The sequence below is a fragment of the Gracilibacillus massiliensis genome, from assembly GCF_001458115.1.
GTDB lineage: Bacteria > Bacillota > Bacilli > Bacillales > Amphibacillaceae > Gracilibacillus > Gracilibacillus massiliensis.
Window position 1 is genome coordinate 415,408 of sequence record NZ_CZRP01000013.1, and the last position, 12,842, is coordinate 428,249.

Here is a 12,842-nt window from a genome sequence, read left to right on the forward strand (position 1 = left end):
AAAGTAGGGAATATTTAAATTCTTTTCTTAAAAGTTAAATTACTATAAAAAAAGCTATAAAAAGCTACCTTTTATCCGTTAAAAAACACATAATGATCGTTTATAAGAATGCCTTCTAAAGAGAGAATAAATACCTTTAGATTTTTATTTATTTTGCTGAGAAAAGAGGTGTTTTATATTGCGAGCATTAGTTTAATATGCTTTACTTTTATCACACAATATTTTTTTCAAAAAGGAGATTGTCAAAGTGAAAGATAAACATCCTTTTCAAATAGCCAATCGTGAAGCAATTATAGGAATCATACTAGTAGTTTTTAATTTCATATGGTGGTTTGCTTTCGCTTATGGTCTGGGACATAAGAATCCGGAAGAATACCAATTCATTTTTGGATTTCCGGCATGGTTTTTTTACAGCTGTATCGTTGGTGTGTTTTTAATGTCACTACTTGTTTTCGTCATTGTCAAATTCTTTTTCAAAGATGTCTCACTTGACGAAAAGGAGTATGATAATACATGAATATTATTGCAACAGTTACTTTATTTATCTCTGTAGGCCTTATATTTATCATCGGATTACTTGCAAGCAGAACTTCTTCTCCTAGTAAATCATTTATGGAAGACTATTATCTGGGTGGTCGACGATTAGGTGGATTTGTACTTGCGATGACAATGACCGCTACTTATGGAAGTGCCAGTAGTTTTATTGGTGGACCTGGTGTAGCTTATAATGAAGGATTAGGTTGGGTTTTATTATCTATAACGCAAGTTGCGACCGGATATTTCACCTTAATGATCCTTGGAAAGAGATTTGCTATTGTCGCAAAGAAATACAAGGCAATTACGATGGTCGATTTTTTAAAAGAACGATATCAATCAAAATGGGTTGTCCTATTATCATCTTTCAGTATCATCATCTTTTTATTTTCGGCAATGGCCGCCCAATGGATTGGTGGAGGGCGGTTGATTGAATCGATTACTGGACTATCCTATCATTCTGCTTTATTTATTTTCGTAATAACCGTCATTATTTATGTTACTTTTGGAGGATTTCGTGCGGTCACACTAACCGATTCGATTCAAGGCAGCATCATGTTGGTTGGAACTATTATTCTACTAGTTTCAATTATTATAACAGGCGGGGGAATTTCCGCCATCATGACCGACTTACAGAACGAAAATCCAAACCTAATCACTCCCTATGGTGCGGATGGTGCACTTTCGCCTCAGTATGTTTCTTCATTCTGGATTTTAGTTGGCGTCGGTGTAATAGCATTGCCTCAAATTGTGGTAAGGGCAATGTCCTATCAAAACACCAAAGCTTTTCATCGTGCGCTCATTATTGGGACGTTGGTAGTTGGTGTCATTATGTTGAATATGCATTTAATCGGAGTGTTTGCTCGGCCAATTTTACCTGGAATCGAAGTTGCCGATACAGTGATTCCGTTAATAGCATTGGAAGTTTTACCCGCATGGTTAGCAGGTATTGTATTAGCTGCACCATTGGCAGCAATTATGTCTACCGTCGATTCATTACTTTTATTAGTAAGTTCTACCATTGTTAAAGACATTTACATCAACTACATAGAACCAACTGCTTCACGTAAAAAGGTACGTACCTTAAGCATGACCATAACAGCAATACTTGGAATTATTGTTTACCTGATTGCCGTAAATCCACCAGACCTGATTATTTGGTTGAATTTATATACAATAGGTGGTTTAGAAGCGGCCTTTCTGTGGCCTGTGGTGATGGGGATCTACTGGAAAAAAGGAACGAAACATGGAGCTATTGCAGCAATCATCTCTGGTTTCACTTCCTATATCGTATTACAGGCCTTTTATCCAAATCCATTTGGTATGCATGCCGTGGTATCATCACTAGCCATTTCGCTTATTGCATATATTGCCGCAAGTAAACTGTCCCAACCGTCAATTTTAAACTCAAAAGCATTATGAAATACGAATTTATTGAATGAGACAGAGACACAAACAATTAAACACGAACGATGCAATACGTATTATTACGCAATATAAGGGAATAGTGACACAACCTGATGGTAATTTTGACATGATGTATGAGTGTAGTATCCGCTCCGGCTTGGCCACTCCCCTTTCCATGGGGTTTTTCCTTCAGCTAACTTTTCCAAGCACATACCGCATGGAAAAGTGGATCTTCAGGAAAAACGATTCCCATAGGAGTTGGAGTGGCCGCCTACGCTCAATGAGATTCTACAACTTTTGCAAATGCTAATATTTTGGATCCTTTCTACAAATAATTACAACAAAAGATAGTGATTAAAGCAAAAAGTGTCCTCTTGCTTAAATTGTAGAGTATAAAAAAGCGAAGGCGTCCGCTTTCACTCCTGCGGGATGTTTTTAACCTAAGATCCACTTTTTAAGCGAACTTTGCTTAAAAAGTTAGCTTAGGGTAAAAACCCGCGGAAAGGAAAGCGGGCAAGCCGCAGCGGTTGCAAAGCACATATAAAATCTCATAATTACCTCTTCAGCTATGTCGCAGTTTCTTCCTATTACACAGAAAAATCCAAACAATTACATATAATCGTTTGGATTTCTCTAATTTTATATTCTTTAGTCCTATCTTCATTGAAATTACAATTTACCGATTCAGCAAACTGCCGACATATCTTAACAAATCGTTAGCGGATTGTGTGGTGTATCCATATTCCTCTACTAACGTTGCAACTACTTCATTCATCTTTTTCAATTGTTGCTCATCCGGGGTTTTTGTTGAAGTCGTGATTTTTACAACATCTTTTAAATCTGCAAATAATTTTTTCTGTATCGCTTCACGTAATCTTTCATGTGATTGATATTCAAACTTTTTCCCTTTTCTAGCGTACGCAGAGATACGGATTAAAATCTCCTCACGAAATGCTTTTTTTGCATTTTCTGAAATACCAATTTGTTCTTCGATCGAACGCATGAGTTTTTCATCTGGATGCATCTCTTCGCCAGTTAATGGATCTTCTAATTTTGCTTTATTACAAAAAGCCTCTACATTATCAAGATAATTATTCATTAATGTTTTGGCAGATTCCTCATAGGAATATACGAAAGCTTTTTGAACTTCTTTTTTGGCTAATTCATCATATTCTTTTCGTGTCGCCGAAATAAAATCTAAATAATCTTCTTTTTGTTCTTTAGTAATCGATGGATGATCATCTAATCCATCTTTTAATGAGCGTAATACATCAAGAGCATTGATAGATTGCATTTCTTTTCGAATAATAGTGGACGAAATGCGGTTAATCACATAACGCGGATCAATACCTGTCATACCTTCATCCGCATATTCTTTTTTCAAAGCACTAACGTCCTGATCACTAAATCCTTCCACATCCTGATCATTGTATAAATACATTTTTTTCAATAAACTTACATTACTCTGTTTCGACTCTCGCAAGCGCGTCAACACTGTAAACATCGCAGCAATTTTCAACGTTTGTGGCGCGATATGTGCATCTTGAATATCACTATCTTCAATCATCTTTTTATAAATTCGCTCTTCTTGATCCAATTTTAAATTGTATGGAATTGGCATTACGATCATTCTCGAATGCAAAGCCTCATTCTTTTTATTAGCAATAAAAGAACGGTATTCTGATTCATTTGTATGGGCAACGATCATTTCATCTGCTGAAATCAACGCAAACCTGCCTGCCTTAAAATTACCTTCCTGTGTTAAAGATAACAAGTGCCAAAGGAATTTCTCATCACATTTCAACATTTCTTGAAACTCCATTAGTCCGCGATTGGCTTTATTCAATTCTCCATCAAACCGATATGCCCTGGGATCTGATTCTGATCCATATTCTGCAATGGTAGAAAAATCAATCGATCCTGTTAAATCTGCAATATCCTGTGACTTTGGATCAGATGGGCTAAATGTTCCAATTCCTACTCGTCTATCTTCTGAGAAGAAAATTCGTTCGACTAATACATCTTCTATTTTTCCACCGTAATCCTCTTCTAATCTTAATCGATTTAAAGGTGAGAGACTTCCTTCAATTTTAATGCCATATTCTTCTTCAAAATCTCCACGAAGATGTTCAGGTATTAGGTGTAACGGATTTTCATGCATTGGACAATTTTTTATTGCATAAACTCCGCCTCTATCTGTTAATGTGTATTGTTCAAGTCCTCTTTTTAATAATGTCACTAACGTGGATTTACCGCCACTGACCGGTCCCATCAATAATAATATTCTTTTCTTCACATCTAGCCTTTTTGCTGCAGGATGAAAGTATTCTTCTACTAATTTTTCTAAAGCTTCTTCTAAACCAAATAGTTCTTCACTAAAGAAAGAATACTGCCTGACACCATTTACATCTTCTACACCCGCTTCTTTAATCATTTGATAAATACGAGAATGAGCAGATTGAGCAAGATATGGTTTTTCTTTTAATAAATCAAGATATTCTGCAAATGTCCCTTCCCACTTCAATGCATTTTGTGTTGTTCTATATTGTTGCACTTTCCTTAAAATATCCATACAACGACCTCCCGATAAGTGAGACTTCCATCAGTATTGTGATGGTTGTAAATTAACGAATTTCATTCCTCACAATGAGAAACTTCATGTCGGTTGATACCGAGATAAAGTAATTATACGTTTTGAACAAATAATATGTTCTTAGCTATATATAAATGTATGTGGGAAGGTAGCAAAAAATGAATTGGATTAATAATGAATAAAGTTCCTTTCATTCATCCATCCTAAGAAATATCAGATTTTTCGCGGACTTTATTAGTTACTTCACAAATCGTAAAGGTTTAGGTATAATGATTGATAAAAGAAGAGGATCATTTACATATGAAAAGGGGAGGATCTACAATGGGCATCGCATTAATTATCGGCGTTTCTGTTACATTCATAGCAGCTATCTTCGCTGCAGGATATGAGGCAAAACAATAAAGTGAGAGTTCCATCACTAGAAGTGTTAGACTTGTAATGATTGCGCGAATTTCATGTGATTATCCGTAATATAGGAGCACTAATTCATATACTAGAGCCAACAGAGAAACCGAACTATTCGTTAAATAGTTCGGTTTTTTTATGGTGTCGCAAAGCCTATGAAATTCCCGTTTATATAGGTTGTAAAGGCAAGATAGACTACATTATTCTAGGATCTGGTAACATCGATAACCAAATTGGTCTAAATGTAGTTCTGCTTTGTTTGAAAAAATTATATCTTGACCAGTAAACATCTCTTTCACTTTTTTATTTTCTAAAGCCGATACAACCATTGTTTGTTTTTCATTACTGTTGTTTAAGATAAAGATTAAATTACCTTCTTTATTTTTCTTTTGGTATGCAATGACGTTTTTTTCTACTTTTAGGAATTTGAAATCTGATCGATTACCAAAAGCAGGTATTTCTTTTCTCATTTGCAATAATGTTTTTACAAATTCAAATAGTGTAAGGTCTTGTTTAGCCTGATCCCATTCCATACACTTACGACATTCAGGATCTCCACCACCTGAGAGTCCGATTTCGTCTCCATAGTATATGCACGGGGAACCGATAAAAGAAAATTGGAACAAGTATAATAATCTGATTCTTTCTTTATTTTCATTAGCCAGTGTTAAAGTCCGAGGTGTATCATGGCTATCTAGTAAATTAAATGCCACTTCATTCACATTTTTCGGATACATATGCAGCACTTTTGTTATCGTATCAGCAAATGTCTGGCTATTCATATTATTAGCAGCAAAAAATTCAACAGCGCCATTGGTAAAAGGATAATTCATCACTGCGTCAAATTGATCTCCTTGAAGCCATTTCATTGAATCATGCCAAATTTCGCCTAAAATATAGGCACTTGGTTTCGCTTCTTTCACAACTTTTCGAAAATCACGCCAAAATGCATGATCCACTTCATTCGCCACATCTAAACGCCATCCATCAATATCAAACTCTTCAATCCAATAGCGCGCCACATCTAATAAATACTTCTTCGTTTCTGGATTTGTAGTATTTAACTTCGGCATTGATGCAACAAAACCAAATGCATCGTAATTAGGGTAACCTTTAGGCATTACTGGAAAATCCCATAAATGAAACCAATCTTTATAAGATGAGTTTTCTTGATTACGTAAAACATCTTGAAAAGGCTCAAAGTAATATCCACTATGATTAAATACCGCATCTAACATCACTTTAATCTCGCGCTTATGACATTCTTCCACTAATTTTCGAAAAGTTTTTTTATCACCAAATTGCGGATCGATTTCAAAATAATCAATCGTATCGTATTTATGATTAGAATATGCTTTAAAGATGGGAGTGAAATAAATACCATTAACCCCTAGCTCCACTAAATAATCAAGATGATTTATAACACCTTGAAAGTCCCCACCAAAAAAATTGGTTGATGTCGGTTTTTCACTTCCCCATGGTAAAGTACCTTCTGGATTTAAAGAAGAATCCCCGTTCGCAAAACGTTCTGGAAATATTTGATACCAGACTGTATCTTTTACCCATTCGGGAGCTTGGAAAATATCTGCTTCATGTAAGTAAGGAAAACAGAAAAAGTCACCTATATCCTGAGGAATTTTTTTGAAATATCCTCTTTCTGTGATGATTAACATATCACCTTCCGTATCTTCACAACAAAAACCATATCGCAACCTTCTGTATTCAGGCTTTATAGTTATCTGCCAATAATCATATTGTGAATCTGTACCAGTTTTCCTCATTTCTTTTTGATAATATTCCCAATTCCCATTTTCAAAGTGATAAGGATCTCCATAAATTAGTGTTACTTTTTCAATATCTTGTTTTTCTGTTTGCAACTGCAAATGAATTGTCTCTTTATCATAGCCATATGCAAATTGATTAATTGGTCTGTGGAAAATTGCTTCAGTGTACAATATAAAACCTCCATATATTTATAGTGAAGATAGAACAAACGATTGCGCATAAATCTTAATGAATTTATAATTATTTATAAATAAATACTTTCATAAAATCGTTTTATCCTTTCTCTCAAATAATTATTATACCAAAAAACACCGCCATTTGTAAGCGTTAAACCTTTAGTATTGATAATGTAAATGAACGATGCGAATAAGTATCAAAATTTATGGTTGTCAAAGGGGCTCTATCTATGTATAATAAAAAACAAGATATGCGCAATCGTTTTCACGTTCATATCAAAAAAACACATTATATTTATTTGGGAGGTCTTTTAAATGAAAAAATGGTTTGGAACTTTATTAGCAGTACTAATGATCTTGGGATTACTTGTAGCATGTGGTCCAGATGATGCACAGGAAAGTGCAGGTGAAGGAGATCAATCGGATGATCAAGGGGAAGTCGAAAATAATGACAGTGACAATGAAAGCGCTGAAGATGACAACTCTATGCCAGAAAAACCAGAAAAATTAACAATTTGGGTAAATGCTGAAGAAAAACAAGAAGAAGCAGTAAATCAAATGGCTGCAACATATACAGATGAAACTGGAATTGAAATTGAAACAGTGCCAATTGATATGTTAGAGCAAGTGGAGAAATTAGATGTGGAGGGGCCTGCTGGTAATGGGCCAGATATCATTTTCCAGCCGCATGACAGAATAGGGGATCTGGTATTACGTGGTCTAGTTGATCCAGTCAACTTAGGCGAACTTGAATCAGACTATACAGAAGCAGCACTAAGCGCCGTAACAAATGAAGGTGAAATTTGGGGTTATCCGGCAGTAACAGAAACATATGCTTTATTCTACAACAAATCATTAGTTGATGAAGCTCCTGCAACAATGGAAGACTTAATGGCAATAGCTGATGAGCAAACAAATGCAGATAATGAGGAATTTGGTTTCTTAATGGAAGCAGCGAATTTCTACTTCACATATCCTTTCTTCTCTGGTAACGGGGCATATGTATTCGCGGAAGAAAATGGTGTATATGATATCGAAGACATTGGTTTAAACAATGAAGGTGCTGTACAAGGCGGTGAATTGATACAATCATGGTTTGATAAGGGTTACATTCCACAAGACCTTACACCAGACATTATGAATGGATTGTTTAAAGAAGGAAAAGTTGCCTCTGTGATTAATGGGCCTTGGATGGTACGTGAATACCAAGAAGCTCTAGGCGATGACTTGCAAGCTACGATTTTACCGAAGCTTGACAATGGCGAAAACCCTAAATCTTTTGTAGGTGTAAAAGCCTATTTACTGTCCTATTATTCTGAAAACAAAGAGTGGGCAGAAGATTTCATGGCTTACTTAACGAACTCCGAAAATGCAATGCTTTATTATGAAGTCGCAGGTGAAATGCCAGCGCGTATAGATTCAATTGAAGATCCTGCCATTGCAAATGATCCAATCTATTCTGCATTTGCTGAACAAGCAACTTACGGTGAACCAATGCCTGGAGTTCCTGCAATGCAACAAGTTTGGGATCCAATTAACAACGGGCTTTCCTTTATTTCTAAAGGGGAACCAGTAGCAGATGTATTAGATGAAGCTGTACAAACAATTAAAGATAACATTGCTGCATCTGGTGCTACTCAATAACAGTAGACAACTAAAAAAAATGAGGAAAATGATATACAGTAAAACGATGAGTTTCTGTATATCATTTTCTCTCTGAGGAGGGACAAGTGGTGGCAAATCAAAATACTGAAAAGAAATTTAAAATGTCACAATCACGAAATATTGCAACCATTTTATCGATTATTCCCGGTTTTGGTCAATTCTATAATAAAAGAATAATAAAAGGGCTCTTATTCCTCATTATATCTGCAGCCTTTTTGATTGCTTTTTGGGATTTTCTTGATATCGGTATTTGGGGACTTTTTACATTAGGTACAGTTCCTAGAGAACATCATTCCATTCAATTATTAATTCAAGGGCTTATTTCGTTAATTATATTAGCTTTTGGTCTCGGTATCTATGCTTATAATTTCTTAGATGCTCGAAAAGATGCTATAGCAAAAGAACATGGAAAAACAAATCCAACATTACTTCAAGGAGTACGAGATTTTTACAATAATGGCTTTCCTTACTTCATGATCCTTCCCGGCCTATTGATGCTATTATTTATTGTCGTATTACCACTAGTATTTATGGTTGGACTAGCATTTACCGATTACAATCAATATAATGCGCCGCCTAGGAATTTGTTAAATTGGATTGGTTTTCAAAATTTTATTGACTTAGTACAAATTGATATTTGGAAAGATACTTTCTTTAATGTATTTACATGGACAATTGTTTGGACAGTTGTTGCTACTACTCTGCAAATCGTACTTGGATTATTCTTAGCGTTACTTGTTAACGATAAGCGAATTAAATTCAAACGCACAATTAGAACTTTCCTAATCTTACCTTGGGCAGTCCCTGCGTTTGTATCGATACTAATTTTCTCAGCGCTGTTCAATCCAACTTTCGGTGCAATTAACCGTGACATATTAAGTCAATTTAATTTGATGATACCATGGTTATCTGACCCATTTTGGGCGAAAGTAGCGCTAATCATGATCCAAACATGGTTGGGATTCCCCTTTGTTTTCGCTCTCTTTACAGGAGTTTTACAAAGTGTTCCAGCAGATATGTATGAAGCAGCAGATGTGGACGGTGGAACAAGGTGGCAAAAGCTGAAATTTATTACATTACCTCATATTCTATTTGCTACAGCACCATTATTAATTATGCAATATGCTCAAAATTTTAATAACTTTAATATTATTTATCTGTTTAATGAAGGACTTCCTGCAGTTCGTGGTCAAAATGCCGGTGGTACTGATATTCTTATTTCATGGGTTTACAAACTAACATTTGAAACAAACCAATACAACATGGCTGCAGCTATTACTATTATCATGGGTATCATTGTGATGGGATTTGCCTTTTATCAATTCCGCAAAACAGCATCATTTAAAGAGGAGGGACGTTATTAATGGCTATGACTAGAAAAACAAAATCAAAGATCGAAGTAGCGTTCATATACTTATTTTTTGCGCTAATGTTCATAATAATTGGCTATCCACTTGCATGGACAGTTATGATGAGCATTAATCCAGGCACCAATATGCTTGTAACACAATTAATTCCAGATACTCCAACATTGGAACACTATATTTGGTTATTCACAGACCCTGGTAGTGACTATCTAATTTGGTATAAAAACAGTGTTATAATTGCTGTTTTAAACGCAATTGGCTCAGTAATTATTACATCACTCATCGCCTATGCATTCTCTCGGTATCAATTTTTCGGTCGTAAATATGGTTTATATTTATTCTTACTATTGCAAATGTTCCCGGCTTTAATGGGTATGGTGGCTTTGTATATTTTGCTTACAACGATTGGATTAGTTGATTCTATTTGGGGATTATTATTAATATACTTAGGTGGGCAAATACCTTTTAATGCATGGTTAGTAAAAGGTTATTATGATACAATACCTCGCGAATTAGATGAAGCTGCAAAAATAGATGGCGCTGGTCATTTACGTATTTTTTGGATGATCATGTTGCCACTCGCTAAACCAATTTTAGCAGTAGTTGCATTATTTAATTTTATGGCACCATTTATGGATTTCTTATTACCACAAATTGTGCTAACAGACCCGAACAACTACACGTTAGCTTTAGGCTTATACAACTTTATTAACGACCAGTTCTCAACTAACTTTACTCGTTTTGCTGCTGGTTCTATATTAATCGCTGTCCCAATAGCATTAGTATTTTTACTACTTCAAAGATATCTGATTGGAGGACTAACTGCTGGTGCGACGAAAGGTTAGAATAAAAGATAGGAATCAAGCTACTTCCAAATATGGTAAGTAGCTTGATAGCATAATAATTTTTAAGATTCTATGTTTTCATTTACTTATTGATCACATATAATAGAATTACATGGTATTTTAACAATGATTTATCAATATATTCAAAGGATGTAATGATATGGCCGTTACAATAAAAGAGGTAGCAAAAAAAGCAGGAGTGGCCCCCTCCACCGTCTCTAGAGTAATCGCAGACAATCCTCGAATCAGTTTAGATACAAAAAAGCGGGTACGAAAAGCGATGAAGGAATTAGGTTATCATCCAAATATTAATGCACGCAACTTAGCAGTGCGCTCTTCACAAGCAATCGGTGTGATCATGCCTTCCTCTGCTGATAAGGCATTGCAGAATCCTTTTTTTCCTGAAGTACTTAGAGGAATCGGTTCGTTTGCACATGAAACAGAATATTCACTGTATGTCTCTACCGGTGGCAACGATAAAGAGGTTTTTGAAGAGGTTCAGCGTATGGTGAATGGCAATCGTGTCGATGGTATTATCTTGCTATACTCACGAATTGCTGATCCTGTCCAAAAATTTTTATCAGACAATAAGTTCCCTTTTGTTATTGTTGGAAAGCCTTCTGAACAAGAAAGTGAAATAACATATGTAGATAATGATAACTTTAAAGCCAGTAAAGACCTTACCAATCATTTAATAGATATTGGTCACCGTCATATTGCTTTTATCGGGGGTTCTACTGAATTAACGGTAACAGTGGATCGATTAAATGGTTATAAATCTGCTATTAACGAAGCTAATTTACCGTTACCTGAGGAATATATGATTCACACAGAATTTTTGAAGTCAGGAGGACGAGATGCTGTAGAACAATTATTTGCATTGGATCAACCACCTACAGGTCTAGTTGTTGCTGATGATTTAATGACATTAGGTGTAATCAATACATTAGAAGAAATCGGATTAAGTTGTCCTGAGGATGTTTCCTTAACATCTTTTAATAATTTATATCTTTCAGAAATCACCACACCACCTCTTACTACTGTAGATATTCAAATCTATAAATTAGGTGTACAATCTGCTCGATGCTTGATCGAAAAGGCTAAAAATAAGGACGAACCTGCAAAACGAATTATTGTCCCATATGAAATAAAGTTTAGACAATCCACTCGATCCTATAGCGAATGAAATAATAAGACAATGGATATGAAAAATCCATTGTCTTATTTATGTAGTATACCATTGAGCGGCTATACTTGATATACTTTCCCTACTTCTGCTAATGATACTTCTTGCTTATATTCAGTTTGCGCTTCACATACTAAATCAGACAGTTCCCCAAAATGTGGAAGATGGGTTAAAATTAATTGATCTACTTGAGCTGTAGCTGCTAACAACCCTGCTTGTCGACCACTCATATGACCTGGTATTTTCTCTTCAAATGACTGATAGAGATTGGCCTCAGATACTAATAAATCCGCTTTTTTACAAAAAGAAATCAAGGATTCTTGCCATCCTGTGTCTGCTGTGAAAACAACCGTTTTTCCTTTTGATTTTACTTTAAGAGCAAGACAATGAACAGGATGATTGGTAGGGGTTGTATCGATAGTAAATGGTCCTATTTGTTGTGTTGAATATAAAGGAAAAGTTTTTGTGTGATTTTTATAGGATAATGTCTTGTATCTTGGATCTTGATCACCTGCATAAATTGATAACGTTTTTTCATCTTGAGCTAATTGATTTTGAATCAATTTAGCGAAGTGCAAGGGGCCTATATCTGCAATATGATCATGGTGATAATGTGTAATAATGACAGCATCTAACGCATCTATAGACACATAGTTCTGTAAAGAGGAGAGCACACCGCTTCCACAATCAATTAATAAATGAAAACCATCTTCTTCTACTAAAAAAGATGACGTGGCGCTATTTGCTTTTGGATACCCGCCCCAAATACCGATTGGAATAACCTTCACCGAATTCATCTCCCTGCTTTATTTTCTTATGGCTCTTTTTTAAGTGGGAAAGATGATGATCCCATGACCGAAAAAGCCACCAGTTTATCTA

At 35.4% G+C, this 12,842-nt stretch carries 9 protein-coding genes; 6 read left to right on the plus strand and 3 right to left on the minus strand.

The window, feature by feature from the left end; genetic code table 11:
- Positions 1–247 precede the first annotated feature (247 nt).
- Together BN3107_RS14405 and panF are read left to right on the plus strand one after the other, a co-directional pair.
- Positions 248–517, plus strand: a complete 270-nt coding sequence (locus BN3107_RS14405) for a YhdT family protein (protein ID WP_058308339.1) — start codon at positions 248–250, stop codon at positions 515–517.
- Entirely contained in the window at positions 514–1,956 is a 1,443-nt protein-coding gene (gene panF, locus BN3107_RS14410; protein WP_058308340.1) for a sodium/pantothenate symporter, read from the plus strand. The genes BN3107_RS14405 and panF overlap by 4 nt, the downstream gene beginning before the upstream one ends.
- Before the next feature lie 661 nt (positions 1,957–2,617).
- Here the strand turns inward: panF and BN3107_RS14415 are convergent.
- Both BN3107_RS14415 and BN3107_RS14420 read right to left on the minus strand, forming a co-directional pair.
- On the minus strand, positions 2,618–4,513 hold the full coding sequence (locus BN3107_RS14415) for a PrkA family serine protein kinase (protein ID WP_058308341.1): 1,896 nt from the start codon (positions 4,511–4,513) through the stop codon (positions 2,618–2,620).
- A 626-nt stretch (positions 4,514–5,139) separates the two neighbouring features.
- Entirely contained in the window at positions 5,140–6,894 is a 1,755-nt protein-coding gene (locus tag BN3107_RS14420) for a glycoside hydrolase family 13 protein (protein WP_058308342.1), read from the minus strand.
- Positions 6,895–7,215: 321 nt separating this feature from the next.
- On the opposite strand from BN3107_RS14420, the gene BN3107_RS14425 reads away from it, so the two are divergent.
- From BN3107_RS14425 to BN3107_RS14440, 4 genes are all read left to right on the plus strand, one after another.
- Complete coding sequence (locus BN3107_RS14425) at positions 7,216–8,544, plus strand: extracellular solute-binding protein (RefSeq protein WP_058308343.1); 1,329 nt, start codon at positions 7,216–7,218, stop codon at positions 8,542–8,544.
- Positions 8,545–8,666: 122 nt separating this feature from the next.
- Positions 8,667–9,929 carry a carbohydrate ABC transporter permease gene (locus BN3107_RS14430; protein ID WP_058309256.1) on the plus strand — a complete coding sequence of 421 codons (1,263 nt, stop codon included), beginning with the start codon at positions 8,667–8,669 and terminating at the stop codon, positions 9,927–9,929.
- 5 nt (positions 9,930–9,934) lie between these two features.
- Positions 9,935–10,777, plus strand: a complete 843-nt coding sequence (locus BN3107_RS14435; protein WP_058309257.1) for a sugar ABC transporter permease — start codon at positions 9,935–9,937, stop codon at positions 10,775–10,777.
- A 160-nt stretch (positions 10,778–10,937) separates the two neighbouring features.
- Positions 10,938–11,963, plus strand: coding sequence for a LacI family DNA-binding transcriptional regulator (locus BN3107_RS14440; RefSeq protein ID WP_058308344.1), 1,026 nt, complete (start codon positions 10,938–10,940; stop codon positions 11,961–11,963).
- Between the two features lie 62 nt (positions 11,964–12,025).
- Here BN3107_RS14440 and BN3107_RS14445 read toward each other — a convergent pair whose 3' ends face one another.
- Positions 12,026–12,751, minus strand: a complete 726-nt coding sequence (locus tag BN3107_RS14445) for an MBL fold metallo-hydrolase (protein ID WP_058308345.1) — start codon at positions 12,749–12,751, stop codon at positions 12,026–12,028.
- Positions 12,752–12,842 lie beyond the last annotated feature (91 nt).

Coding starts and splice junctions, on each gene's coding strand:
- BN3107_RS14435 (WP_058309257.1), top strand. CDS start 9,935: ATGACTAGAAAAACAAAATCAAAGATCGAAGTAGCGTTCATATACTTA.
- panF (WP_058308340.1), top strand. CDS start 514: ATGAATATTATTGCAACAGTTACTTTATTTATCTCTGTAGGCCTTATA.
- BN3107_RS14430 (WP_058309256.1), top strand. CDS start 8,667: ATGTCACAATCACGAAATATTGCAACCATTTTATCGATTATTCCCGGT.
- BN3107_RS14415 (WP_058308341.1), bottom strand. CDS start 4,513: ATGGATATTTTAAGGAAAGTGCAACAATATAGAACAACACAAAATGCA.
- BN3107_RS14440 (WP_058308344.1), top strand. CDS start 10,938: ATGGCCGTTACAATAAAAGAGGTAGCAAAAAAAGCAGGAGTGGCCCCC.
- BN3107_RS14425 (WP_058308343.1), top strand. CDS start 7,216: ATGAAAAAATGGTTTGGAACTTTATTAGCAGTACTAATGATCTTGGGA.